The 24,544-nt window shown below is 76.1% G+C and carries 20 protein-coding genes; 10 read left to right on the plus strand and 10 right to left on the minus strand.

Going from position 1 to position 24,544, the window contains the following annotated elements; translation table 11 throughout:
• Positions 1-43: 43 nt before the first annotated feature.
• Entirely contained in the window at positions 44-3,625 is a 3,582-nt protein-coding gene (locus IE99_RS30470; RefSeq protein ID WP_157610380.1) for an AAA family ATPase, read from the minus strand.
• 182 nt (positions 3,626-3,807) lie between these two features.
• Between IE99_RS30470 and IE99_RS0119075 the strand changes: the two genes are divergently transcribed.
• From IE99_RS0119075 to IE99_RS0119085, 3 genes are read left to right on the plus strand one after another with little or no spacing between them, the layout of a single operon-like run.
• Positions 3,808-4,407, plus strand: a complete 600-nt coding sequence (locus tag IE99_RS0119075) for a sigma-70 family RNA polymerase sigma factor (protein ID WP_084219633.1) — start codon at positions 3,808-3,810, stop codon at positions 4,405-4,407.
• Complete coding sequence (locus tag IE99_RS0119080) at positions 4,404-5,156, plus strand: zf-HC2 domain-containing protein (protein ID WP_030172309.1); 753 nt, start codon at positions 4,404-4,406, stop codon at positions 5,154-5,156. Before IE99_RS0119075 ends, IE99_RS0119080 begins: the two co-directional genes overlap by 4 nt.
• 16 nt (positions 5,157-5,172) lie before the next feature.
• A complete protein-coding gene (locus IE99_RS0119085; protein ID WP_245623274.1) occupies positions 5,173-5,859 on the plus strand; it encodes a hypothetical protein in 687 nt (228 codons plus the stop codon).
• Here the strand turns inward: IE99_RS0119085 and IE99_RS0119090 are convergent.
• Positions 5,856-6,674, minus strand: coding sequence for an ABC transporter permease (locus IE99_RS0119090; RefSeq protein ID WP_051712756.1), 819 nt, complete (start codon positions 6,672-6,674; stop codon positions 5,856-5,858). The two genes, IE99_RS0119085 and IE99_RS0119090, sit on opposite strands and share 4 nt — an antisense overlap.
• Positions 6,671-7,633: a daunorubicin resistance protein DrrA family ABC transporter ATP-binding protein gene (locus IE99_RS0119095; protein WP_030172316.1), complete on the minus strand. Its 963-nt coding sequence runs from the start codon at positions 7,631-7,633 to the stop codon at positions 6,671-6,673. Before IE99_RS0119095 ends, IE99_RS0119090 begins: the two co-directional genes overlap by 4 nt.
• 54 nt (positions 7,634-7,687) lie before the next feature.
• Between IE99_RS0119095 and IE99_RS0119100 the strand changes: the two genes are divergently transcribed.
• The gene (locus IE99_RS0119100; RefSeq protein WP_030172319.1) at positions 7,688-8,443 is read left to right on the plus strand and encodes a TetR/AcrR family transcriptional regulator C-terminal domain-containing protein; all 756 of its coding nucleotides are present in this window, start codon (positions 7,688-7,690) and stop codon (positions 8,441-8,443) included.
• 66 nt (positions 8,444-8,509) lie between these two features.
• On the opposite strand, the gene IE99_RS33445 is transcribed toward IE99_RS0119100, so the two are convergent.
• Complete coding sequence (locus tag IE99_RS33445; RefSeq protein WP_030172322.1) at positions 8,510-11,122, minus strand: ATP-dependent RNA helicase; 2,613 nt, start codon at positions 11,120-11,122, stop codon at positions 8,510-8,512.
• 325 nt (positions 11,123-11,447) lie between these two features.
• On the opposite strand from IE99_RS33445, the gene IE99_RS0119110 reads away from it, so the two are divergent.
• On the plus strand, positions 11,448-12,212 hold the full coding sequence (locus IE99_RS0119110; RefSeq protein WP_030172324.1) for a nuclease-related domain-containing protein: 765 nt from the start codon (positions 11,448-11,450) through the stop codon (positions 12,210-12,212).
• Between the two features lie 38 nt (positions 12,213-12,250).
• Here IE99_RS0119110 and IE99_RS0119115 read toward each other — a convergent pair whose 3' ends face one another.
• Positions 12,251-12,709, minus strand: coding sequence for a hypothetical protein (locus IE99_RS0119115; protein WP_245623261.1), 459 nt, complete (start codon positions 12,707-12,709; stop codon positions 12,251-12,253).
• Positions 12,702-13,067 (minus strand): hypothetical protein, encoded by a 366-nt coding sequence (locus tag IE99_RS0119120; RefSeq protein ID WP_030172331.1) that lies wholly within the window; start codon positions 13,065-13,067, stop codon positions 12,702-12,704. The genes IE99_RS0119115 and IE99_RS0119120 overlap by 8 nt, the downstream gene beginning before the upstream one ends.
• A 56-nt stretch (positions 13,068-13,123) precedes the next feature.
• Here IE99_RS0119120 and IE99_RS0119125 point away from each other — a divergent pair, with 56 nt between their 5' ends.
• Positions 13,124-13,840 carry a histidine phosphatase family protein gene (locus IE99_RS0119125; RefSeq protein WP_030172340.1) on the plus strand — a complete coding sequence of 239 codons (717 nt, stop codon included), beginning with the start codon at positions 13,124-13,126 and terminating at the stop codon, positions 13,838-13,840.
• 6 nt (positions 13,841-13,846) lie between these two features.
• On the opposite strand, the gene IE99_RS0119130 is transcribed toward IE99_RS0119125, so the two are convergent.
• Positions 13,847-15,352, minus strand: a complete 1,506-nt coding sequence (locus IE99_RS0119130) for a helix-turn-helix domain-containing protein (protein WP_030172343.1) — start codon at positions 15,350-15,352, stop codon at positions 13,847-13,849.
• A 506-nt stretch (positions 15,353-15,858) separates the two neighbouring features.
• Between IE99_RS0119130 and IE99_RS0119135 the strand changes: the two genes are divergently transcribed.
• The 4 genes from IE99_RS0119135 (at position 15,859) to IE99_RS30475 (ending at position 19,352) form a co-directional block, all read left to right on the plus strand.
• Positions 15,859-16,401, plus strand: coding sequence for a hypothetical protein (locus IE99_RS0119135; protein ID WP_157610381.1), 543 nt, complete (start codon positions 15,859-15,861; stop codon positions 16,399-16,401).
• A 41-nt stretch (positions 16,402-16,442) separates the two neighbouring features.
• Entirely contained in the window at positions 16,443-17,486 is a 1,044-nt protein-coding gene (locus tag IE99_RS0119140) for a threonine aldolase family protein (protein WP_030172349.1), read from the plus strand.
• A gap of 93 nt (positions 17,487-17,579) precedes the next feature.
• A complete protein-coding gene (locus IE99_RS0119145) occupies positions 17,580-18,770 on the plus strand; it encodes a lipid-transfer protein (RefSeq protein ID WP_030172352.1) in 1,191 nt (396 codons plus the stop codon).
• Positions 18,771-18,869: 99 nt separating this feature from the next.
• On the plus strand, positions 18,870-19,352 hold the full coding sequence (locus IE99_RS30475) for an oxygenase MpaB family protein (RefSeq protein WP_245623262.1): 483 nt from the start codon (positions 18,870-18,872) through the stop codon (positions 19,350-19,352).
• 211 nt (positions 19,353-19,563) lie between these two features.
• On the opposite strand, the gene IE99_RS0119155 is transcribed toward IE99_RS30475, so the two are convergent.
• The 3 genes from IE99_RS0119155 to IE99_RS0119165 all read right to left on the minus strand — a co-directional run bounded on the left by IE99_RS0119155 (position 19,564) and on the right by IE99_RS0119165 (position 24,480).
• Positions 19,564-20,724 carry an aminotransferase class I/II-fold pyridoxal phosphate-dependent enzyme gene (locus IE99_RS0119155; protein WP_051712758.1) on the minus strand — a complete coding sequence of 387 codons (1,161 nt, stop codon included), beginning with the start codon at positions 20,722-20,724 and terminating at the stop codon, positions 19,564-19,566.
• A 277-nt stretch (positions 20,725-21,001) separates the two neighbouring features.
• Entirely contained in the window at positions 21,002-22,705 is a 1,704-nt protein-coding gene (locus IE99_RS0119160; RefSeq protein WP_030172357.1) for an ATP-binding cassette domain-containing protein, read from the minus strand.
• The gene (locus tag IE99_RS0119165; protein WP_051712760.1) at positions 22,702-24,480 is read right to left on the minus strand and encodes an ABC transporter ATP-binding protein; all 1,779 of its coding nucleotides are present in this window, start codon (positions 24,478-24,480) and stop codon (positions 22,702-22,704) included. Before IE99_RS0119165 ends, IE99_RS0119160 begins: the two co-directional genes overlap by 4 nt.
• Positions 24,481-24,544 lie beyond the last annotated feature (64 nt).

Raw genomic sequence — 24,544 nt, forward strand, 5'->3', positions numbered from 1 at the left:
GCGCGGCGGCGGCAAGCGCCCGGACGGCCGGTTCGGGCCGTCGTCACAGGTAGAGGCCGGGACCGTCGCGGCCGGGCGCGGCGCCGTCGGCGGCGGCCTCCAGGTCGGCGCGCCGCAGCGTGCTGACCTCCGCGCCGTCGAGCGTGCCCGGAGCGGTGGTGATGCGCTGCGCCTGGACGGCCACGGCCCGGTCGAGCAGGTTCCGCATCTCGCGCGCGTTGCCGAAGTGCGCGTCGCGGGCGGTGCGGGCGAGCAGCCGCCGGACGGCGTCGAGCGCGCCGGGCTCCACGCCGAACCCGGCCCGCGCCGCCATCGCCGCGAAGATCGCCACGAGCTCGTCGTCGGCGTAGTCGGGGAACCGCAGCACGCGCGGGAAGCGGGACGCGAGGCCCGGGTTGGAGCGCAGGAACTCCTCCATCTCCCGCTCGTACCCGGCGACGATGACGACGAGGTCGGAGCGGTGCTCCTCCATCAGCCGCAGCAGTTCCGCGACGGCCTCGTGCCCGAAGTCGGCGCCGGACCGCCACCGCCCGGCGAGCGCGTACGCCTCGTCCACGAACAGGACGCCGCCGAGCGCGCGGTCCACGGCGGCGCGGACGCGCGGCGCGGTCTGCCCGACGAACTCGGCGATCAGGTCGGCGCGGGTGACCTCGACGAGGTGCCCGGACGACAGCAGCCCGAGCCGGGCGTACACGGCGGCGAGCAGCCGCGCGATCGTCGTCTTCGCGGTGCCGGGGTTGCCGGTGAACACCATGTGCCGGGTGGGGCGGGCGGCTGGGATGCCGGCGTCGCGGCGCAGCCGTTCCGCGCGGGCCTCCGCGACCAGCAGCGCGACCTCCTCCTTCACCGTCGCGAGCCCGACCAGCCGGTCGATCTCGGCGAGCGGGTCGGCGGCGGGCGCGGCGGGGGCGCCCGGCACGAGGGTGGCGGGCACGTCGGCGGGGCACAGGGTGTCGAGCGGCTCGTCCTCGTCGAGGGCCCCGGCGTTCATGACGCGCCGCGCCTGCCGCGCGACGGTTCGCTCCAGCAGCGCGGCCATCAGCCGGGCGTTGCCGAGCCGGGCGCCGCCGGCGCGGCTGGCGAGCAGGTCCCGGACGCGGTCCAGGACGCCCGGCGCGAGCGCGAACCCCTCCGCGGCGGCCCGTTCGGCGAACACGGTGACGAGTTCCTCCTCGGTCAGGTCGGGGAAGCGGACCGTCTTCGGGAACAGCCGCGCGAGGTCGGGCCGGGCGTTGAGGAGGCCGCCGAGCTCCCCCTCCGGGCCGGACAGGATGACGACGAGGTCGTCCGGGTGGGCCTCCAGCGCCGCGACGAGCGCGTCCAGGACCTCCGCGTCGCGGGCCGCGCCGCCGGGGCCGATCAGGTGCGCGTTGCCGATCAGCAGGACGCCGCCGCGGGCCCGCTCGAACGCGCGCCGCACCTTCGGCCCGGCCTCCCCCGCGTACCCGCCGGCGAGGTCGGCGCGGTCGACGTGCACGAGGTGCCCGGACGTCAGGACGTCCAGCTCCCCGTAGAGGCGGCCGAGGATGCGGGCGACCCGCGTCCGGCCGGTGCCGGGGTTGCCGGTGAACACCAGGTGCCGGGGACGGGCGTAGGCGGTCATGCCCGCCTCCTGCCGCAGCCGCGCCGCCCGCGCCTCGGTGACCAGCGCCCGGATCTCCCGCTTCACCGGCCCGATGCCGACGCAGGCGGCGAGCTCGGCGAGCGGGTCGGTGGCGGGCGCGCCGGGCGCCACCGGGCGCGCCGGCAGGTCCGCCTCGGTGACCTCGGGGACCTTCGCGGGGCCGCCCTGCTCGGCGGCGCGGCGCCGGGCGCGGGCGAGGCAGACCCCGGCGAGGTGCCCGGCGAGGCGGGCGCCGCGCATGTTGAGCTGGGCGGGGGTCCGGACGATCAGGGCGGCGGCGGCGCGCGCCACCCGCCGGTCCACCCGCCCGCCGCCGGCCCGGACGGCGCGGTGGAACAGCTCGGCGTGGTCGCGGACGCCGAACTCGCCGGTGCGCGCCACGTCCATGAGGTGGACCAGCGCGGGGTTCGCCGCGACGAGGCGTTCCTCGCCGCCCGCCCGGCACAGCGCGACGACGTGCAGGCCCGGATGGTCGGCCATCGCGCGGCGCAGCTCCTCCACCACGGCCGCGCCCGCCGTCTCGCAGCCGAGGACCGCGTCCAGGTACCGGATGACGAGGAGCCGGCCGCCGTCCACGGCCTCCCGGACACGGGCCTGCGTCCACAGCACGGCGTCGCTCACGCCGAGGTCGGTGAACACCTGGTCGGAGATCCGGACCGGCTCCCCGGCCCGCCCGGCGGTGGCGAGGTCCGTCTCCAGGGCGGCCGCGCACGTCCGTCGGCCCGACCCCTCGGGTCCCGAGACCAGCAGCCGGACGGGACGCGCCGTGTCGTCCAGGACACGGCGGAGCGTCGCGGTCAGCGCGGCCGGGCCGAGGATCTCGTCGACGGCCCTCGGCAGGCCGGGATCGTCGTCGTCCTCGTCGTCCCAGGCCGCGTCGTCGGCGTCGTCCGGCGGCCGCGGCGGCCGGCCCAGGGCGCGGGCGAGGGGGTTGGCGACGGTCCGGCGGTCGAACAGCCGCCGCAGGTCCAGCTGGAACCCGGCGACCGGCAGGACGCGGTGCGGGCTCGTCGCCGCGTCCGGCAGGCCCTCGACGGCGCCCGTGACCCGCATCGCCATGTCCAGCCAGGCGCGGCAGGCGTCCGCCTCGCCCGCGACGAGGCCGCGCGCCAGCCAGGCCCGCACGTCGTCCTGCCAGGTCTCCACGCGGAAGGCGTGCCGCTCGGCGCCGAGCCGTTCCTGCAGCTCCTCCCGCGCCGTCGCGCCGAGGACGACCGCGAGCTCGGCGGGCGCGGCGGACACCCCGGCCGACAGCAGCAGCCGCGCGAGCGCCCCTTCGAGCTCGCCGCCGTCGCCGAGGGCGGCCGTCAGCCGCTCGTGCGCGGCGCCGAACCCCGTGCACGCCCACCCGAGGTAGCCGACCGGGCCCGCCAGCTCCGGGAGGGCCTCCAGCGTCGCGGCCGGCACGTCCTGCGCCCACGTCTCCTCCAGCCGCTCGTGCGGGACCGTCATGTCGCGGTCCCGCAGCACCGGGTCGGCGGCCCGCCGCTCGAACAGCGCCGCGAGCGCCGCGCGCCGGGGCTCGACCGGCTCCAGTCCCTCGAACGCGTCCAGGCAGTTCCGCGCCAGCTCGTACATGACGGCGCGGCGCTCGGGGTCGGCGCCCGCCGGCTCGGGCAGCCACAGGCCGGGCGGCCGCCACCGCCCGCCCTGCGTGAACCAGGCGAGCGGGTCGCGGACGGGGGGCTCCGGCGCGGCCAGGAGGTCCGCCAGGAGCTCGAAGTCGACGTCGCCCCGCGACCCGCCACGGATCGCGGACGCGCCGAGCAGGAACGTCAGCAGCGACCACAGCTCCGCGCCCGCGACGCTGGTGCCGTCCCCGTAGAACTCGTTCAGCCGCCGGGTCAGCGCGCGGGCGCGCGGGTCGCGGTTGAGTTCGAGCGCGCGGTCGCGGATCTCGGCGTACCGGCCGTCGGGAACCCGCCACGGCCCGGCGGCGTACACGTCCAGCACCGGCTCGTCGGTGAGGAGCACCTCCAGGTGCTCCGGCAACCGGTCCACGCCCACTCGGCCACCCTCCCGCGCAGATCCCTATTCTCCCTCTTTGCCCGTTCCTGGCCCTCCCCAGATCCGTACCCGGAGGGAAATGCGGGTGCGTTGAACCGGGGCCGCCGCGATGCCCGTACTGCCCCCCACAACGGCCACACCGGCCCGCGCCCCCGCATCGCCCCCGGAGACCACCGATGGCTCACAGATCCCCGTCAGCGGCCACCCGCGAACGCCCGCCCTCCGGCGCGGGTCCGTGGAGCTGGTTCCGCGGCGCCCACCCCGGCGGCGTGGACGACCAGGTGCTGGTCACGGAGCTGTACCGGGTCTACGGGCGGCCGCTGCTGTCGTTCGTCCTGCGCCTCACCGGCGGGGACCGGCACTGGGCCGAGGACGTCGTCCAGGAGACGATGATCCGCGCTTGGCGGAGCGCGGGGCAGTTGGACGAGAACGCGGCCTCGCTCCTGCCGTGGCTCGCGACCGTCGCCCGCCGCATCGTCATCGACGACCAGCGGCGCAAGAACGCCAGGCCCCAGGAGGCGGGCGAGGGCCCGCTGGAGAACCTGCGGGTCGCCGACGGGATGGAGGACCTCCTGCGCTCGGTCGTCGTGTCCGAAGCCCTCCTCGCGCTGTCCCCCGCCCACCGCGAGATCCTGAACGAGACCTTCTTCCGGGACCGCTCCGTCAACGAGGCCGCCCGCCATCTCGGCATCCCCGTCGGCACGGTCAAGTCCCGGGTCTACTACGCGCTCCGGGCGCTGCGCGTCGCTCTGGAGGAGAGGGGCGTGACCCCGTGAACGCCCTGCACACCGACGTCGGCGCGTACGCGCTCGGGCTGCTGGAGGACGCCGACCGGCGCGCGTTCGAGGCCCACCTGCCGGCCTGCTTCACCTGCCACGAGGAGCTGACCGTCCTGCGCGGCGTCGCCCGCACCCTGGACGGCATGGGCCCGATCGCCGAGCCGGCCGGCGCCGCGCCCGTCCCGCCCGAGCCCGCCGTGGTGACCGACCTGCTGCGGCACCGCTCCCGCCGGGAGCGCCGCGGCCGGACGGTCCGCGCGCTGGCCGGCGCCGCCGCCGGCCTGGTCCTGCTCGCCGGCGCCGCCGGGACCGGGTTCACGCTCGGCGACGACCCCGACCCGGCCGCCGCGCCTCCGCCGGCCACCGCCTCGCCTGGGAGAACGGCCCCCGCGGCGGACGGCGGCGTGGAGGCGCTGCTGGCGGGCGGCGACAAGGTGTCCGCCGAGGACCCCGCGACCGGCGTGTCCGGGACGGTCGCCATGGAGGGCAAGCTGTGGGGCAGCAAGGTCGCGCTGCGCCTCAGCCGGGTCAAGGGCCCCCTCCGGTGCGAGCTGGTCGCGGTGGACCGGGCCGGGAACGCGCACACCGTCGCGGGCTGGACCGTCCCCCCGAAGGGCTACGGCCGGCCGGGCTCCCCCGCCCCCCTGACCATGATGGGCGGCACGGCACTGCTCCCCGAGGAGATCGAGAGGTTCGAGATCAGGACGATCGGCGGGCACGACACCCTGCTGACCATCCCCGCCTGACGGATACGCTCTGCGGGTGAGTTCTTCGCTGGTGCTCCCCGGGCTTCGTGACGTGTACGCCGCATTCGTCCGGGAGGCCGAGGCCCTTCCCGGGTTGCCGGGGGCGCTGGAGGGCGAGGTGTGGGCGTCCGCCCGCCTGGGCGCCCTGGAGGCGGCCGCCCCGCACGCCGAGGGACGGCGCGCCGCGCTCGGCGACCTCATCACCACGCTGCGGGACGCCGGGACGCCCGGCGCGCGGGCGTTCCTGCGCGCGATGGCCGCGATCGGGCCCGCCGAGGCGCGGCGCGCGGCCGGGAAGGCCGCCGACACCCTCACCGGCGCCGCGCCGGCCCCCTGGGAGGAATCGCTCGGACGCGTCGTCCCCGGCCAGGTCTGGCTGATCCAGGAGGGCCCCCTCGACGGCGACCGCCTCTTCTGCGAGTTCCGCTACGCGGGCGCCGGGACGTCCGGGATGCACGCCCTCGCCGTCCGCCTCGGCTACGGCGACACGCTGAGCGAGGCCGTCGTCGTCGGGGACGTCCCGGCGCTGATGGCGGCGGCCCGGCAGGCGATGCAGGCCGAGCTGTGCGTCGTCCAGCCCTACGACGCCGCCGCCGTCGGCGCCCGGCTCCGCGCCGCGCTGGGCGGCACGGAGCCGGTACCCGAGGACTGCCACCCGGTGCTGCCGCTCGCCCGGCACCGGGCCGCGCTGCTGCCCGGCTAGCGGCCCCGGTCGCGGTAGCGGCGCACCGACAGCGGCAGGAACACCGCCGTGATCGCCAGCGGCCACGCGAGGGCCATGAGGAGGCCGTGCCCGGCCGCCCACGACGTCCCGGTGACGGTGGGGTCGCCGAACAGGTCGCGGCAGGCCGTGACCGTCGCCGACATGGGGTTCCACTCCGCGACCGCGCCGAGCCAGCCCGGCATCGTCCCCGGCGCGACGAGCGCGCTCGACAGGAACACCACCGGCCACACCAGGATCTGGACGGCGACCAGCGACTCCGGCCCCTTCGCGAGCAGCGCCAGGTAGATCCCGGGCCAGACCAGCGCGAACCGCAGGAGCAGCAGCAGCCCGAACGCCGCGAGCGCGGCCGGGACGCCGTCGTGCCAGCGCCACCCCATCGCCAGCCCGCAGACCACCATGACCGCGAGCCCGGCGACCGAGTACAGCAGGTCGGCGGCGGCACGGCCCACCACCACGGCGGACGGCGCCATCGGCATCGACCGGAACCGGTCGGTCACCCCCTTCGCCGCGTCCCCGGCGACGGCCGCGAACGTGGCCTCGATCCCGAACACCATGGTCATCGCGAACATGCCGGGCATGATGAACTCGCGGTAGTCCCCGCCGCCCGGCACGTCCATCTGGCCGCCGAACAGGTAGCCCATCATCACGACCACCATGACGGGGAACAGCAGCCCGGCGACCATCTCGCCGGGCCTGCGCGCCCAGTGCGCGAGCGCGCGCCGGGTCAGCGTCCACCCGTCGATGACGGTCCACCGGACGCCCGTCGCGCCCCCTCCCGCGGGTGCGGAGATCATGCGGGCACCTCCTCGCTCTCCGTGAGGTGCAGGAACACCTCGTCCAGCGTCGGCCTGCGCAGGGCGATGTCGGCGACCGGCACGCCCGCGGCGTCCAGCGCCCGGACGGTCTCGGTCAGCGACGCCGCCCGGTCGGAGACGGGGGCGCCGACCCGCAGCGCCTCCTCGTCCACGTCGGGTTCGGCTCCGGTGACCCGCCGCACCACGGCGGCGGCCCCGGCGACCGCCTCCGGGTCCGCGACGACCACGTCGACGCGGTCGCCGCCGATCCTCGCCTTGAGCCGCTCCGGCGAGCCCTCCGCGATGACCCGCCCCCGGTCGATCACCGAGATCCCGTCGGCGAGCCGGTCCGCCTCCTCCAGGTACTGGGTGGTCAGGAGGACGGTCGTGCCGCCGTCCACCAGGTCGCGGACCGCCTCCCACACCTCGGTCCGGCCGCGCGGGTCGAGGCCGGTGGTCGGCTCGTCCAGGAACAGGACGGGCGGCGCGAGGATCAGGCCGGCGGCGAGGTCCAGCCGGCGGCGCATGCCCCCCGAGTACTCGCCGGCGGTCCTGTCCGCCGCCTCCGTGAGCCGGAACCGCTCCAGCAGCTCGTCGGCCCGCTTCTTCGCCGCGCGCATGCCGAGGTGGTAGAGCCGCCCGAACATGACGAGGTTCTGCCGTCCGCTCAGGACCTCGTCCACGGCGGCGTGCTGCCCGACGAGCCCGATGCGCGCCCGCACCCGGACCGGATCCCGGACGACGTCGTGCCCGGCGACGGTGGCGGTGCCGCCGTCCGGCCGGGTCAGCGTGGTCAGCACGCGGACGGCGGTCGTCTTGCCCGCGCCGTTCGGCCCCAGCAGACCGTGCACGCTGCCGGCGGGCACCTCCAGATCGAGGCCGGCGAGGGCCTCGGTGTCTCCGTATCGCTTGCGCAGCCCCTCGGCCGCGACCGCGGTCACCCCAACTCTGTACGCCATACGGTGTAATATATCCGTACGGAGTACGGAGTTCAACCCTGCGAGGATGGCGGCGTGCCGGAGTACAGCGGAGCGGGCGATCCGAAACACACCCTGGAGCTGCTGTGGGGCGTGCGGGAGCGGCCCCGCCGCGGCCCGAGGCCCAAGCTCACCGTCGAGCGCCTCGTCACGGCCGCGATCGCCGCCGCGGACGCCGACGGCCTGAACGCCCTGTCCATGCGCCGCATCGCCGACGACCTGGGCGTCTCCCCCATGTCGATCTACACCTACGTCCCGGGCAAGGCCGAGCTGATCGACGTCATGGTCGACCGCGTCCTCGGGGAGCTCACCCCGGCCGACGGCGTCCCCGGCGGCTGGCGTGCCCGCCTCGAGCACATCGCCCGCGACAACTGGGCGCTCTTCCACCGCCACCCCTGGCTGCTGCACGTGGCGATCGTCCGCCCCCCGATGGGGCCGAACGTCCTCGCCAAGTACGAGTTCGAGCTCCGCGCCGTCGACGGCATCGGCCTCACCGACCTGGAGATGGACGCCGTCGTCGCGCTCGTCATCGGCTTCGCCGAGAGCTCCGCCCGCGTCTCCGTCAACGCCGCCGAGGCCGAGCGCCGCAGCGGAATCAGCGACGAGGCGTGGTGGGCGGCGACCGCGCCCGTCCTGGAGAAGCTCATCGACGGCGCGGCCTACCCGCTCGGCGAGCGCGTCGGCACCGCCGCCGGCCAGGAGTACAACGCCGCCGTGGCCCCCGCCCGCGCGTTCGAGTTCGGCCTCGGCCGCATCCTGGACGGCATCGAGGTCCTGATCGCGTCCCGCTGAGCCGGCGCCGGCGTTCCGCCGGGGTCGGTGCGGCTTCCGTCGGGTCGGTGCCGATGTCCCGCCGGGTCAGCGCCGCGGCTTGGCCCGCCGGGTCGCCACCGCCTGCCCGGGGTCCTCCGGCCAGGGGTGCCGCGGGTACCGCCCCCGCAGCTCGGCCCGCACGGCCTTGTAGCCCTCCCGCCAGAAGGACGCGAGATCCGCGGTCACCGCCGCCGGCCGCCCCGCCGGGGACAGCAGGTGCACCACCGGCGCCACCCGCCCGCCCGCGAGCCGCGGCGCCGCGTCCCACCCGAACAGCTCCTGCAGCTTCACCGCGAGCACCGGCCGCTCCCCCGAGTAGTCCACCCGCACCCGCGACCCGGACGGCACCTCCAGCCGTTCTGGCGCCAGCTCGTCCAGCCGCGCCGCGAGCTCCCACGGCAGCGCCGCCCGCAGCGCCCCGGCCACGTCCACGCGCCGCAGATCACTCCGCCGCCGGACGGACCCCAGCCAGCCGGGAACCCGCTCCAGCAGTGCCGCGTCGTCCATGGCGGGCCAGGGGTCCCCCAGCGCTCCGTGCAGGAACGCCAGCCGCTCCCGCAGCGCGACGGCCGCCGGCGTCCACTCCAGGAGCCCGAGCCCCTCGGCGCGCAGCCCGTCCAGCACGGCCGCCCGCACGAGCTCCGGATCGGGCTCCCGCAGGGCCCGCGCGTCCAGCTCGATCGCCCCGAGCCGCTCGACCCGCCGCGCCACGACGTCCCCGTCCCGCCAGGCGACCTCCTCGGCGGTCTCCAGCAACGGCGCCGCCGCGTACCGCGCGGCCTCCTCGCCTATCACCACGGCCTGCCGCACCCGCGCGGAAGCGGCCCCCGCCGGCCGGTCCGCCGCCGCGATCGCCAGCCACTCCGCCCGAGCCGCCGCCAGCGCGGATCCCCGCAGGAACTCCGCCCCCGTCCCGGACGCCATCAGGTACCCGCCCCCGGGCCGTCTCCGGGCCACCCGCTCGGGGAAGGCCAGCGCCACCACGGTCCCGACCACCTGGTCATCACCCGCTCCACCGTGCGTGGAACGCTCGGCCGCGGCGTCCGGCACGACCTCCCGGCCGGGAGCGCCGCCGTGAGGGGAACGGCCGGAGGCGGCGGGATCACTCGGGTCGGCCGCGCGGGTGCGCCGGGCGGAGTCCTCGCCGCGGGTGGCCTTGAGGGCCGTGAGGAGGCGGGTGGTCTCGTCGCGCCAGCGTCTCGCATGAGGGGCCGCCGAGTCCCGCCCGCGAAGGGCGCGCCAGGTCGCCGTCAGATCGTCACCCGCGTTGGGGGGCGGGGGTTCGCTCAGGAGGGCCACGACCTCGGCGGCGGTGCGGGCGCCCACCTCCCCGGCGCCGTCCAGGAGGGCTCTGGCCAGGCGGGGGTGGACGCCCATGCGGGCCAGCAGGCGGCCCCGATCGGTGACCCTGCCGTCCTGGACGGCGCCCAGCGCGCGGAGTGTGGCGTGCGCGGCGTCCATGGCCGCCGGCGGGGGCGGGTCGGGCAGGGCGAGACCGGACGCGTCGGGGTCGCCCCAGCAGGCGGCCTGGAGGGCGAAGGCGGTGAGGTCGGCCAGTTCGATCTCGGGGCGGGGACGGGCGGGGAGGCGGTCGTGCTCCGCCCGCGTCCAGCAGCGGTAGACGGTGCCGGGGGCCTCCCGTCCGGCGCGTCCGGCGCGCTGCTCGGCGGTGGCGCGGGACGCGCGGACGGTGGTGAGCGCGCCGAGGCCGCGGGCGTGGTCGGTGCGCGGCTCGCGGGCGAGGCCGGAGTCGACGACGGCGCGGACGCCGGGAACGGTCAGGCTCGACTCGGCGACGGACGTCGCGAGCACCACGCGGCGGCGGACGCCCGGCGCGAGGACGGCGTCCTGGACCTTCGGAGGCGCCTGGCCGTGGATCTGGAGGACATCGGCCGGGACGTCGGCGAGCAGCCCCGCCACGCGGGCCAGTTCTCCGGCGCCCGGGAGGAAACAAAGTATGTCGCCGCCGGTCTCGGCCAGGGCGCGGCGGACGGTCACGGCCACGTGGGCGAGGACGGCGGGGTCGACGCGCATGCCGTGCGGGGGCGGGAGCGGGCGGTCCGGCGGCGCCCAGACGGTCTCGACGGGGTGGAGGGCGGCCTCGGTCTCGACCACCGGGCCGTCGAGGAGGCGCGCCCAGGGGCCGGTGTCGGCGGTCGCGGACGCCGCGACGAGGCGGAGGTCGGGGCGCAGCGCGGCGCGGACGTCGAGGAGGAAGGCGAGGGCGGTGTCGGCGTCCAGATGCCGTTCGTGGCATTCGTCCAGGATGACCGTGCCGACGCCGGCGAGCTCCGGGTCGTGCTGGAGGCGCTGGAGGACGACGCCCGTGGTCACGACGTCGATGGCCGTCCCGGGCCGGTGCTCGCCGCGGACGGTGACGCCGACGCGGTCGCCGACCCGTTCGCCGAGCAGCCAGGCCATCCGGCGGGCGGCGGCGCGGGCGGCGAGTCGGCGCGGCTCCAGGACGATGACCCTGCCGGGGTGCGGCGGCCCGGCGGGAAGGGCGAGGCCCGCGAGGGCGAGGGGGACGAGGGTCGTCTTGCCGGTGCCGGGCGGGGCGGCGAGGACGGCGGCGCCGTGCGCGGCGAGGGCCGCGCGCAGCGGGGGGACGGCGGTGCGGACGGGCAGCCGGGCCGCGGCGCCGAGACGCGGGTGCATCGGTCCAGTGTGGCGGAACGGGCCGGCGCCGGCGCCGGCGGACGTGCCGCTGGGTGAGCGCCCACATCCCGAACGCGACAAAAACGATAAGGACCCTGAATATGTCGATGTAAGTTGCATCGACATATTCAGTTCTAGCGCGGGAACGTTCTAAAATCTTCCCCAAAAAGGTCGACCCCGGCCTCACGAAAGGCCAGGTCGGACCGAGGTTCCCCGTCCACGCTCACTTTTCGGTATGACACCCGTCACCGAGCGATGTGTAGCGAGAATACACCCGGCGTCCCCATAATGGGATGTGTCGTCGCAGGTGCGCGGGAGGTTCGTCATGATCGGCAGCTCCATCTACCTGAGGGACAGGGCGGCCTTCACCGGAGGTTCACCGCAGGCCGTATACGAGGAGTTGTGGCAGCAGGGGCGGCAGGCCCGACTGCGGACGCGAGCCATTATCTCGCTCTCCGCCATGGTCCTGTGCGGATTGCTGGTCAACGCGGTATTCGGCCTAGCCGTCGCCGCCCTGGTCGCCCTCGCGGACATCATCGTCCATTGGCGCGTTTATCGCTCTTCGCGCGTGTGGCGGCACGGGCTGCGCGGCGAGGAGCAGATGGCCCGGCTGCTGAAGTACACCCTGGAGCGGCGGGGGCACCGCGTCCTGCACGCCCGGACGGTGCCCGGCCACGGCTCCGCCGACCAGCTGGTGTTCGGCCGGGGCGGGATCTGGCTCGTCCACAACGAGGCGTGGGACCCGGAGGCCGAGATCGCCCACCACGGCGGCCGGCTGTTCGTCAACGGCCGCACGCAGTCGAAGCTCGTCAAGGAGCTGACGGAACGCGCCGCCGAGGCCGCGCGCCTCATCTCCGACGCGTCCGGGACCATCGTGAAGGTGACGCCGGTGCTCGCGGTCCACTGCGGCGACCTCGCCCGGACGCCCTTCACCGCCGACGGCATCACGTTCGCGCCGCCGTTCAAGCTGGTCCGCTGGATGAGCCGCAACCCGAACGGGGACTTCTCCGCCGAGGACGTGGAGCGGCTCGCCCGCGCCGCCGTGCACGCGCTGCCGATCGGCGGCCGCACCATGACGCAGGCGGCATGACCTCCGCCCTGTGGTTCCAGCACCTGTGGCCGGAGGGCTCACCCGCCGCCCGCAGGGCGCCCACCGCCCGTACCGGGCCCACGCGCGCGGGCGGTGCGGCGCAGCCACAGCAGGCCCACGGCCGGCAGGACCAGCGGGACGAAGCCGTACCCCCGCCCGTAGGCCGACCAGACGGTCTCGTCCGGGAACGCCGCGGCGTCGACCAGGCTCAGCGAGCCGACGACCAGCACGCCCGCGAGTTCCACCGCGCACGCGGCGACGGCGACCCGCAGCGACGTCCTGCCGCCGCGCGCCAGCGCGACCGTCGCCACGACGTAGACGGCCGCGGCGAGCGCCGACAGCGCGTACGCGACCGGGGCGTCGCCGAACCGGGTGGCGATCTGCACGCCCGCGCGCGCGCCGGCCGCCAGCGCGAAGACCGCGTAGACGGCGACGAGCAGCCGGCCGGGTCCGCCGCCCGTGGCCGCCGGGGCCCCGGCCCCGATCCGGTCAGCCAACGGTGCCCGCCCAGAGCTGATCCAGCCTGACGGTCATCACGGCGGTCGCCAGGCAGGCGACGACGATCACGGCCGGGCCCCAGCGGGACCGTTCGAGCAGGCCCCATCCGGCACCGGCCGGGGGGATCAGCAGGGTCGCGATCAGGTAGCCGACGAACGTCGCGGTGTCGTCCGGCCCGCCGCCCCCGTTCAGCTTGACGAACCCGACGACGACCTGGGCGGCGAGCAGCACCTCCAGGACGCCGAGCGCGACGAGGTGCCCGACGCCCATCGGGCGGTCGCGCAGCGCCGTCACCAGGGCGTAGGCGGCGGCCAGCAGCGCGGCGACGATGTTCGCGGTGGCCAGGACGTCCGTCACGACAAAAGAGCGTACTACCGCTTGTAGTGGACGGCGCGCCGGATCCGCGTGGCAGCATGGCGGGCGTGGACACGCTGCAGTGGCTCAACCTGGCCCGGCACGGTGAGAGCACCGGCAACGTCGCGCACGACGCGGTCGACGGCACCGGCGCCGAGGAGAAGGACGTCCCCGAGCGGGACGCCGACATCCCTCTCACGGCCGCCGGCCGCGAGCAGGCCGCGGGCCTCGGCCGGTGGCTCGCCACGCTGCCCGCCGACGAGCGTCCGACCGCGGTGGTCACCTCCCCGTACCTGCGCGCCCGCGAGACCGCCCGGATCGCGCTCGCCCGGACGGACTACGCCGCCGACCTGGTGCCCCGCGTGGACGAGCGGCTCCGCGACCGCGACCAGGGCGTCTTCGAGGGGCTCACGCCGGCCGGCATCCGCGGCCGCCACCCGGAGGAGGCGCGGCGGCGGGAGTGGATCGGCAAGTTCTACTACCGGCCGCCGGGCGGCGAGTCCTGGACCGATCTCGCGCTCCGCCTCCGCTCCTTCTACCGCGACCTCGGGTCGTGCTTCCCCGGCGGCCGTGTCCTCATCGTCACCCACGACGTGATCATCGTGATGACCCGCTACCTGGTCGAGGAGCTGACCGAGGAGCGGCTCATGGAGATCGAGCGGGAACCCGTCGGGAACGCCTCGATCTCCCGCTGGCGGCAGGGCGGCGGCGGCCTGCGCGCCGTCTGCTATGACGACCGCGCCCACCTCGCCTCCGCGGGCTCCCCCGCCGAGTAGCCGGGGTCAGGTCTCGGCGAGAAGGCGCGCGGCGCGGGACTCGACGGCCGCGCGGCGGGAGTCCCCGGGCGGCAGGACCGCCGCCAGCCGCTGGAGCGCCTCCAGATCGCCGCGTCCGGGCTCGGTCTGGACGTGCTCCCACAGCGTGTCCGGACCGCCGTGGGCGAGGGCCAGGCGGCGGACGCGGACGGCGAGCTCGTCGCGTTCGGCCCGGACGCCCGGGGCGTCCGAGCGGGGCAGCAGCTCCCCGCCGTGCAGCCGGACGGCGCCCGCGACGTCGCCCTCGTCCAGCATGCGCCGGACGGTGCGGAAGTCGGCGTCGACCGCGCAGTCGAGCCGGTACGGGCGGGCGCGGACCAGGGGGCCGAGCCGCGCGCGGAGCCGGTGGATCTCGGCGCGGACCGTGCCGGGGCTGCCGTCCTCGCCGTAGAGCAGCAGCGCCAGCCGGTCGCCGTCGAGGCCCCGGGGGTGCAGCGCGAGCAGTGTGAGGATCTCGGCGTGCCGCTGGCCGAGCGGCACGACGGCGCCGTCGAGCCGGGCGTGCGGGCGGTCGGCGCCGAGGAACGACAGCGAGAGCAGCGGGCGGTCGGCGGCGGTGGCGCCGGCGCGGAGCAGGAACCCCTCCCCCAGGGGTTCGGCGACGGCGGCGCGGCCGTCCGGGAGCACGACCGTGCCGTCCGGGCCGGGGAGGGGCAGCCGCCGCCCCTGCCAGCCGGGTTCCGCGGCGGCGACGATCCGGCCGGTGGCGCTCAGCAGGACGGTGCCGGCGGCGCCGCGCAGGGCGGGCGGCACCCGTTCGCGGAGCCGCTCGTCCCGGCGCAGCATGACGATCTCCAGCTGCGACGCCGCGAGCCGGGCGGCGGCGGCGACGAGCGCGACGGTCGCGGGGTGCAGCTCCGCGACGGTGCCGCTGACGTCGACACAGCCGACGACGCGCCCGGTGTCGGGGTCGATGACGGGCGCGCCCGCGCACGACCAGCCGTGCAGCGCGACCGCGAGATGCTCGGCCGCGTACACGTACTCGGGACGTCCGGCGGCGAGCGCGGTGCCGATCCCGTTCGTCCCGACGGACCCCTCCGACCAGCAGAACCCCTCGGCGAGCCCGATCGCGCCGGCGGCGCGGCGCGCCGCGGGCGGGCCCTGCGTCCACAGCACGTGGCACTCCTCGTCGGTGACGACGAGGAGGTGCCCGGACGCGTCGGCGGCCGGGCCGAGCAGCGCGCCGAGCATCGGCAGGTGCGGGCCGAGGGGGTGCGCGGCGCGCGCGTCCGCGACGGCGCCCCGGTCGAGCACCGGCGGCGCGGCCCGCACGCCGGTGCCGGCGCCCGCCGCGCGGGACCGCCGCCACGACTCGGCGATCTGCGGCCGCGTGCCGCCGGAGACGCCTCCGGAGACGTCACCGGGGGTGCCGCCGCCCTGGGCGGTCTCGTGCCGGCGGGACAGGTCGCGGACGAGGTCGCGCGGGTCGCGGCACGCGTGCGGCGCGTCCGGGGCCTCGTCGGTCGCCCTCATGGTCCCCCCTCGCGGATTTCCGGCTGAGATTCTCAGCCTTTCGAGGATCCGCCGGTCCGGGGGCGGGCGCAAGCGATTCGGGGCAACCGGCTGACCCCGATCAGGTCACCTTGCGTCACGGCGGCGTCGCAACCTGCATGCAACGTACGGCGTCCTACGGTACCCACTGGCCCGGACACGTCCGGTCACCGCAACGCCGTCTCGTGCGCCGGCTGGGGGGGAGGCGCACGAGACGGCGGTGACATGGGAGGACGGCCGTCGCGGCCTCAGGGGAGGGGAGATTCCTTTGCTGTGCCTGACCTGTCGGCGCGTCCGACCCGCGCTGGAGCGCGCGGACTACACCACCGGCCGTGCGAGACTGATCGTCGAGCGGGGCCTGTGCACGTGTCCGGTCGTTCCGGAAACGCGGCGGTTCGCCGGAAATGCAGCGCGTGTTCACCACCCCTTGGGGGCTGGTTCGCCTAGAGTTTAGAGAGATCCTCCGCGCCGCCCCGAAGGGGATGAACATGACCATCGTCCCGGGTCTCGTCCGCCGCGCCGCCGCCGAGGCGGAGCGTCAGTTGCGCGGGGGCGCCGGCCTCCTGGCGCGGCTGGCCCGGGAACTGGATCGGCCCGCGCGGATCGGCGCGCGCCTCGTGTGGCTGGAGACCGCCGTCCGCGCGCAGGACGCCGAGTTGCGCGCGCTGCGCGGCGAGCTGGGTTCGCTCGTCGCGCAGCTCAACGAGCGGCTGCTGCCGCGCGTCGACGAGCGCATCGACGACGCCGAGCGCGATCTGACGGTGCTCGCCACCGGCCTGATCCGCACCGGACGCGACACCGCCGCGCACGGCACCCGGCTCGACGCGGCCGAACGCCGGCTCGCGTCCCTGCGCACCAAGCTCGCGCAGCTCGAGCAGCGGACGGGTCTGTGGCGCGATCTGCAGGCGACGATCGCCCGGCTCGACGGCGACGTCGACGTCCTGCGCGACCGCATACCGGTCCGGCCCCTCGGCGCCCCGATCGCCGCGGACCAGGACGAACCGGCCCCGGAGCCCCTCGCCGGCCCGTGACCGCCCGCCCGCCGCGCGAGCGCGTCCGGGAGAATGGGGGAATGAACATCGAGGCCGGCGGCGAGCGCGGATTCGCCAGTGACAATCAGGCGTCCGTCCATCCCGAGGTCCTGGCGGCGCTGGCCGCGGTGAACACCGGCCACCAGCCGGCGTACGGAGACGACCCGGTGACCGCGCGGCTGGCGGAGGTCGTGCGGGGGCACTTCGGGGAACGGGCCGAGGTGTACCCGGTCTTCAACGGGACGGGCGCGAACGTCGTGGCGCTGCAGGCGCTCACGCAGCGGTGGAGCGCGGTCGTGTGCCCGGAGTCGGCGCACATCAACACCGACGAGTGCGGCGCCGCGGAGAAGATCGCGGGCATCAAGCTCATCCCCGTCCCGGCGCCGGACGGGCGGCTGACACCGGAGCTGGTCGACCGGTACGCGACGGGGTTCGGCAACCCGCAGCGCGCGCAGCCCGCCGTCGTGTCGATCACGCAGAGCACCGAGCTCGGGACGGTGTACCCGGTCGCGGAGACTGCGGCGCTCGCCGCGGCGGCGCACGAGCGCGGGATGTCCCTGCACATGGACGGCGCCCGCGTCGCGAACGCGGCCGCCGCGCTGGACCTGCCGCTGCGGGCGCTCACCACGGACGCGGGCGTGGACGTCCTGTCGTTCGGCGGGACGAAGAACGGCCTGCTGCTGGGCGAGGCCGTCGTCGTCCTGAACCCGGACGCGGTGCGCGGCGTGGGGTTCCTCCGCAAGTCGAGCATGCAGCTGGCGTCCAAGATGCGGTACGTGTCGGCGCAGCTCCTCGCGCTGCTGGAGGGCGATCTGTGGCTGCGGAACGCGCGGCACGCGAACGCGATGGCGCGGCGGCTGGCCGGCGCGGCGGCCGGGGTGCCGGGCGTGGAGATCACGCGTCCGGTGGAGGCCAACGCGGTGTTCGCGCTCATTCCACCGGACGCGGCGGAGCGGCTGCGCAAGCGGTTCGCGTTCTACACCTGGGACGAGCGGGCGGGCGAGGTCCGCTGGGTGTGCTCGTTCGACACGCGAGAGGAGGACGTGGACGCGTTCGCGGCGGCGCTGGCGGCCGAACTGGGCTGAGCGTCCCGGCCACCAGGAATCCAAGCGAGCGCTCGGTCGGGGTCCGCGTTATCGTGTCACCGAACAGGATTCGGTAAACAGGAGGCGACCCCCATGGCCAACCGCACCTTCGTCGTCGGCGTGGGCATGACCAAGTTCGAGAAGCCCGGCTCCCGCGACTGGGAGTACCCGGACATGGCCAAGGAGGCCGTCGGCAAGGCCCTCGAGGACGCGGGCGTCGGCTACGACAAGGTCGAGATGGCGTACGCCGGCTCGATGTACGGGTCGATGGGCCAGCGCGCCCTCTACGAGACCGGCATGACCGGCATCCCCGTGATGACCGTCATGAACGCGTGCGCGACGGGGTCGAGCGCGCTGTTCCTCGCCCGGCAGGCCGTCCGCGGCGGGCTCGCCGACTGCGCGCTCGCGCTCGGCATGGAGAAGATGAAGAAGGGCTCGCTCGGCGCGGGCATGGGCGAGTCGAAGGTCACGATCATCGACCACCACCTGCGGTCGATGACCGCGGGCCGCGAATGGGAGCTCGACAAGGCGCCGATGCCGCAGATGTTCGGCAACGCGGGCCGCGAGCACATGGAGAAGTACGGCTCCACCCCCGACCACTTCGCGTGGATCGGCTGGAAGAACCACAAGCACTCGGTGAACAACCCGTACGCGCAGTTCCAGGACGAGTACTCCCTCGAGGACGTCAAGAACGCACCGATGATCTTCGACCCGCTGACGAAGCTGCAGTGCTCCCCCACGTCCGACGGGGCCGGCGCCGCGCTCGTCGTCAGCGAGCGGTTCCTGGACGAGCACGACCTGTGGGGTCAGGCCGTCGAGATCGCGGGCCACCACATCGCCACCGACACCCCGCGGAGCTTCGCCGACCACTCCTCGATCCAGGTCGTCGGGTTCGGCGTCTCGCAGCTCGCGGCGCGCAAGGCGATGGACGAGGCGCAGGTGTCCATCGAGGACGTCGACGTCATCGAGTTGCACGACTGCTTCAGCGCCAACGAGCTCATCACCTACGAGGCGCTCGGCATGGCGGAGGTCGGCGAGGCCCACAAGCTGATCGACGACCAGGCCACCACCTACGGCGGGAAGTGGGTCGTCAACCCGTCCGGCGGCCTGATCTCCAAGGGCCACCCGCTGGGCGCGACCGGCCTCGCGCAGTGCGCCGAGCTGACCTGGCAGCTGCGCGGCCAGGCCGGCAAGCGGCAGGTCGAGGGCGCGCGCGTCGCGCTCCAGCACAACATCGGCCTCGGCAGCGCCTGCGCGGTCGCGGTCTACAAGCCGGCCTCCTGACGGTGGCGGGGGCGTCGCACCGATTGACGTGCGACAAATATTGACTCACGTCTCATGGCGGCTACGCTGGTGAGCACGTAGGTACCGCCGGGAGGTGCGATGCCCCCGTCCCCGCCCGTCCGGGCGCCGCTCGGCCCCGGCACGCTGCTCTGGCGGCACGCCGCCGACCTCCGCTCGCTGCTGCCGGGCGCCGCCGCCGGGCTGCTCCAGCTGCTGCACCCCGGCATCGGCGCCGGGGTGTCCGAGCACTCCGCGTTCTTCGACGCGCCGTTCGACAGGATCCACCGCTCCGTCCCGCAGATCTGGGCGACGATCCTGGCCCCGGACGGCGCCGACCGCGCCCGCGCCATCCGCGACCTGCACCGCGGCGTCGGCGGCGTGGACGAGCACGCCCGCCGTTACCACGCCCTCGAACCCGGGACGTTCTGGTGGGCGCACGCCACGTTCTGGAACTCACCCCGGCGGCGGCCCGCGCCCTGGAGATCGCCAAGCACGGCTCCGACACCGTCACCCTGCTACCCGTCGGCGGCCCGCGCCTCGACCGCGCCGGACGGCTCGTCGCCGAGCGGCCGCTGCGGCTGATCACGTTCGGGTGCCTTCCGCCGATCGTCCGGGAGCGGTTCGGCATCCCGTGGAGCGCCCTCGACCAGGCCCGGTTCGCGGCCCTGGCCCTCGCCAACCGGCAGGGCTACCGGATGGTTCCGGCCGGCGTGAACCACTGGGCGCTGCGCAGCATGCTCCGCTACATCGGCGCGCAGACCCGCGACCAGCGCTACCGCCCCGCCGCCTGACATCACGCGGGCATGTGGAGCCGGTCGCAGAGGCCCGCGAACCCGTCCAGCACATGCTCGACGTCGCCGTCGGTCAGCCCGGCGTGCATCGACAGCCGCAGCCGGCCCCCGGGCGCCGCGGGCCGCGGCGCCGTCGGGAAGAGCGCGGCGGTGAGGACGCCCCGTGCGGCCAGGTCGTCGCGGAGCAGCCGCGCGTCCGCCTCCGAGCCCGTCGCCAGCGAGATGATCTGCGAGTCGCCGGCGCCGACACCGTAGCCGAGCGCCAGCAGCCCGCGCCGGACCCGGACGCTCACCGCGCGCAGCCGCTCGCGCCGCCATCCCTCGTCCCGGACGATCGGCAGCGCCGCCGCGAGGCCCGCCAGGTCGTTCGGCGGCAGCGGGGATCCGTACCCGGCGGGGCGCGCGGCGTACCGGAGCCGGTCGGTGAACCCGGGGCGGCCGGCGGCGATCAGCCCGGCCCGGATCGGGAACGCCTTCGCGAGGCCGGCCGTCCGGAGGTGGACGCGGTCCTCCAGCGCGAGCGCCGCGACGAGGCCCTCGCCCCGGTCGCCGTGCGTGCCGAGGCAGTGCGTCTCGTCGACCACCAGGGTGCAGCCGGTCTCCTCCGCGACGTCCGCGAGGCCGGGCAGCGGGCACACCGAGCCGTCATCGCCGTACAGCGCGTCCACGGCGATGACGCCGGGACCGCCCGCCGCGATCCGCTGCCGCAGATCGTCGAGGTCGTTGTGGCGGAAGCAGGCCGTCGCACCGCCCGCCGCCCGCGCCCCCTCCCACAGCGACACGTGCGCGAGGACGTCGAGGTACACCGGCGCGCCGGGGTCGACGACCGCCCGCATCACCGCGGTGTTGGCGGCCCAGCCCGATGCGCACAGCCCGACCGACGCGGCCCCGAGATGGGCGGCGAGGGCGTCCGCGAGCCTCCTGGTCCCCAACCGGGCGGCACGCGGCGACGGGACGCCCCGGGCCCCGCGGAGCCCGCCGATCGCGGCGGCCGTGATCTCCTGGTGCTCGCCCAGGGCGAGGTAGTCGCTCATCGTCAGGACGACCGGCCGGGATCCGGGGCCGGCGCGGTCCGGCCCGCGGGCCGGACCGGTCCGCGGCCCGCCCCGCCCATCGCGGAGATCCGCGATGGGCTCCCCCAGCCGCTGGTGGGCGCTGGTCATGCTCGTCACACTCCCCGCTCAAGATCTGGTCACAGAAGGTAGTCATTGTCTTTCATACTGTGAAAAGAAGCAATGGATTAGCCATGGCGAGGACCAAAAGGCCGCAATGGGCCGAGCGATGCCCGAAATGCACCATTTGGCGAACGCGCGAGAGCCACGGTCCCCCGCCCGCACCCCGACCCGCGGGGGGTCGGGCGCCGCCTCCGCAAGAGCGAGGGCCTCTTAGCGCGCAGACTCGAGTCGGCCGGGCTCGGCGGATCCGAACGCTCGGCCGGGCTCACGACCGCCAGTGGCCGACCAGCTCGGCGTACAGCGGGCTGAGGTCCAGCAGCGCGTGGTGCGTTCCGGCGATCGCCCCCGAGGCGTCCAGCAGCAGCACCTGGTGGGCCCGTTGCGCGGAGCTGATCCGGTGCGCGATGACGATGAGCGTCCCGCCGCGGGCCGCCATGGCCTCCTCCGCGCGGGCCTCGGCGGCCGGATCCAGATGGCAGGTCGCCTCGTCGAGGACGACGACCGGCGCGGGAGACAGGTAGGCGCGGGCGAGGGTGATGAGCTGGCGCTCCCCGTGGGACAGCGATCCGCCGCCGGGCGGGATGTCGGCCTCGTAGCCGCCGAGCCGCCGCAGCGTCCCGTCCAGGCCCACCGCCTCGGCGGCCTCGTCGAGCTGCGCCGTCGTGGCGCGCGGACGCAGGTAGGCGAGGTTCTCCCGCACGGTGCCGGCGAAGACGTAGCTCTCCTGCGGGATGAGCGTCACGGCGTCCCTGAGCCGTGCCGGGTCCAGGTCGGGCAGCGGCACCTTGCCGAGGGTGACCGTGCCCCGCTGCGGACGGACGAGGCCGGTGAGGACGTTCGCGAGGGTCGACTTGCCCGTGCCGCTCGGGCCGACGACGGCGAGGTGGGTGCCCTCGGGGATGTGCAGGCTCAGGTCGGTGAGCACGGGGGCGGCCCGCGGCGAGTACGCGAACGTGACGCGGTCGAGCTCGATGTCGGACGAGGCGGGGACGGCCGCGGGCAGGGCGCGGGCCGTCGGGGCGGGGCCCGCGGAGATCTCGGCGAGCCGGCCGAGGATCACGGCGAGGCTGAGCAGCAGGGTGCCTCCCGCGTCGACCAGCAGGATGATCCCGGGCTGCAGACCGGTGATGAGGTAGCCGGCCGCGCCGGCCACCTCCCCGGTCGTGAGCCGTCCGCCGACGATCAGGGCGGGCGCCAGCGCCAGCAGCGCGAGGAGCGGCAGGTGCACGCCGAGCGCCAGCACCGGGAGCCGCACCAGGCGGGACCGGGCGAACGCCCGCAGCGCCTCGGCCTGCGCGTCGATGGACGCGCCGACCGTGCGGGCCGCGCGGTCCTCGGCGGCGCACGCGACGACGTCCCGCAGGCCCTCCACGACGGCGGCGCCGGACTCCCCGATCCGTTCGGCGTGCCGGACCACGGCCCGATACCGGCGGACCTGGACGCCGAGGAACGCGGCGAACACGCCCAGGGCGAGCGCGACCGACACCGTGACGGCCAGCGCGAGCGGCGCGGACAGCACCGCGAGCCCGAGCAGGGCGGCGACGCCGGCCGCGAGCAGCTGCCGGACGTTGCGCAGCGCGGTGCCGAGCAGCGCCCGGACGGCCTCGGCCTGCTCGGTGACCTGCGATACGCCCGCGCCCGCCGGACCCTCCGCCCGCAGCAGGGAGGCGGTGACGACGTCGGTGACCAGGGAGTCGCGGAGCGGCTCGACGATCGCGGCCAGCCGGGGATAGACGCGCCTGGTCGCCTCGGCGCCGCACAGGTACAGCAGCCCCAGGGCCGCGAGCCAGGCCAGGCCCGCGCCGGGGCGCCCGGCAAGGAATCCGTCGTCGAGGGCCCTGGCCAGCAGGAGGCCGGCGGCGAACACCGGCACGCTCTCCAGGACGGACCAGGCGGCGAGCCGGCGCAGCGCCGGCCCCCGCCCGCTCAGGTGCCGGCGCAGCAGCCGGGCCCCGGGCGGCGCCTTCATGCGCCCGGTCCGGGGGCGGCGGCGAACACGGCCCGGTACCGCGGGTCGGACCAGAGTTCGGCGTGGGGGGCGAGCGCGCGGATCCGCCCGCCGTCCAGCCAGGCGACCAGGTCGGCGCGCGCCGCGGTGGCGGGACGCCGCGCCACCACCAGGCTGGTGCGCCGGGCCAGCAGCCGCTGGAGCGCCCGCGTCACCTTCAGCTCCGTCGCGGTGTCGAGGCTGCTCGTGGCGTCGTCGAGGACGAGGACGCGGGCGTCGGCCAGCGCCGCCCGCGCGAGCCCGAGGCGCTGCAGCTCGCCGCCCGACAGCGGCGCCCGGTCGAGCGGGGTGTCGTACCCGTCCGGCAGGGCCCGGACGAACTCGTCGGCGGCGGCCGTCTCGGCGGCGCGGCGCACATCGGCGCGGGTGGCCTCGGGCCGGCCGTAGGCGATCAGGTCGTGGACCGTCGCGCCGAGCAGGGCCGGCCGCTCGAAGGCGTAGGCGACGGCGCGGCGCAGCTCGGGCGGCGCGACGGCGGCGACCGGGACGCCGTCGAGCTCGACACGGCCCTCCTGCGGGTCGATGAGCCGCCCGACCAGCGACACGAGCACGCTCTTGCCCGTCCCGGACGCGCCGACGACGGCGACGCCGAGCCCGGCCGGGACCGTCAGGTCGAGCCGGTCGAGGACCGTCCGGTCGCCGATCCGGACGGTCACGTTCCGAAAGCCGAGCCGTCCGGGGCCGTCGGCGAGCGCGACGGGGCGCGGCGCCGGCGCGACGGCCGGGGCGGTGTCGAGCACCTCCTGGACCCGTCCGGCGCCGACCTCGCAGTTCAGCAGCGCGACGAAGGTGTCGAAGAGCGCGGCGGCGCCGACCGCCATGGCGGTGTAGGACACCGCGGCCACGAGCTGGCCGGGGGTGATGGCGCCCTCGCCGAGCCGCAGCCCGGCGACGGCGACGATCAGGATCTGCAGCAGCGGCGCCAGCAGCGCCAGCCGCCAGCTCACCCTTCCCTGCACGGCCCAGGTGCGGTGCCCGGCGTCGCGCAGCGCCGGGAGCGGCCGCAGGATCCGGGCGGCCTCGCGCGCCGCCGTGCCGCCGGCGCGGATCGTCCGTATCCCCTGGTGGGCGTCCAGCAGCCGGGTCGTGATCGCCGCCTGGTGGCGCTGGTAGTCCGCGAACGGCTCGCCCGCGCGCGCGACGAAGACGCGCAGCACCACGACGGCGGGCGGCACCCCGAACGCGAAGGCCAGCGCGAGCGTCCAGTCGATGAGGCCCAGCGCGACCACGGCGCCCGCGGTCGTCGCCAGCGTCGCCGCCACCGAGACCAGCTGGACGGGGAACGCGGCGGGGCCGCTCGCGCTCTCGGTGAGCCGGGCGAGGACGTCTCCGGGGGGGAAGCGGCGCCGGCCGGGCACCCCGAGTTCGAGGACCCTGCCGACCAGGCGGTGCCGCAGCCACGCGGTGATGCGGCTGCCGCAGTAGGCGCCCGCGAGGTCCTCCCCGGTGTCGGCGACGGCGGCGACGGCGAGGACGAGCGCCAGCCCGGTCAGGGCGGAGCCCGTCGGGTCACCGGTGTGGACCGCGTCGACCGCGCGGCCGAGCATGACCGGTGTCGCCAGCGTCGCGAGGACGCGCAGCAGCGTGCACAGCACCAGCAGGCCCATCCACGCGCGGGTGCGGCGGGCCGCCGCTCGCAGCAGCCGCCGGCCGGCGGCGCGCAGCTCGACGGGATCGGGGGGCGCCCCCGGGACGGGCGGGGCACCGGCGCCTCCGGGAGGCTCGGTCCGGACCACTCGGGTCGGCTCCCTTCCCTCCCGGCGGGCATTGACTACAGTGAGAAGTGGGTCCGGTCACGGA

The organism is Spirillospora albida, from assembly GCF_000718255.1.
Classification (GTDB): domain Bacteria; phylum Actinomycetota; class Actinomycetes; order Streptosporangiales; family Streptosporangiaceae; genus Spirillospora; species Spirillospora albida.

Excerpts from the sequence above, each read along its gene's own strand:
- IE99_RS0119075 (WP_084219633.1), top strand. The coding sequence starts at position 3,808 with ATGGCTCACAGATCCCCGTCAGCGGCCACCCGCGAACGCCCGCCCTCC.
- IE99_RS0119090 (WP_051712756.1), bottom strand. The coding sequence starts at position 6,674 with ATGATCTCCGCACCCGCGGGAGGGGGCGCGACGGGCGTCCGGTGGACC.
- IE99_RS0119095 (WP_030172316.1), bottom strand. The coding sequence starts at position 7,633 with ATGGCGTACAGAGTTGGGGTGACCGCGGTCGCGGCCGAGGGGCTGCGC.
- IE99_RS33445 (WP_030172322.1), bottom strand. The coding sequence starts at position 11,122 with ATGCACCCGCGTCTCGGCGCCGCGGCCCGGCTGCCCGTCCGCACCGCC.
- IE99_RS0119110 (WP_030172324.1), top strand. The coding sequence starts at position 11,448 with ATGATCGGCAGCTCCATCTACCTGAGGGACAGGGCGGCCTTCACCGGA.
- IE99_RS0119125 (WP_030172340.1), top strand. The coding sequence starts at position 13,124 with ATGGCGGGCGTGGACACGCTGCAGTGGCTCAACCTGGCCCGGCACGGT.
- IE99_RS0119130 (WP_030172343.1), bottom strand. The coding sequence starts at position 15,352 with ATGAGGGCGACCGACGAGGCCCCGGACGCGCCGCACGCGTGCCGCGAC.
- IE99_RS0119135 (WP_157610381.1), top strand. The coding sequence starts at position 15,859 with ATGACCATCGTCCCGGGTCTCGTCCGCCGCGCCGCCGCCGAGGCGGAG.
- IE99_RS0119140 (WP_030172349.1), top strand. The coding sequence starts at position 16,443 with ATGAACATCGAGGCCGGCGGCGAGCGCGGATTCGCCAGTGACAATCAG.
- IE99_RS0119145 (WP_030172352.1), top strand. The coding sequence starts at position 17,580 with ATGGCCAACCGCACCTTCGTCGTCGGCGTGGGCATGACCAAGTTCGAG.
- IE99_RS30475 (WP_245623262.1), top strand. The coding sequence starts at position 18,870 with ATGCCCCCGTCCCCGCCCGTCCGGGCGCCGCTCGGCCCCGGCACGCTG.
- IE99_RS0119155 (WP_051712758.1), bottom strand. The coding sequence starts at position 20,724 with ATGACCAGCGCCCACCAGCGGCTGGGGGAGCCCATCGCGGATCTCCGC.
- IE99_RS0119160 (WP_030172357.1), bottom strand. The coding sequence starts at position 22,705 with ATGAAGGCGCCGCCCGGGGCCCGGCTGCTGCGCCGGCACCTGAGCGGG.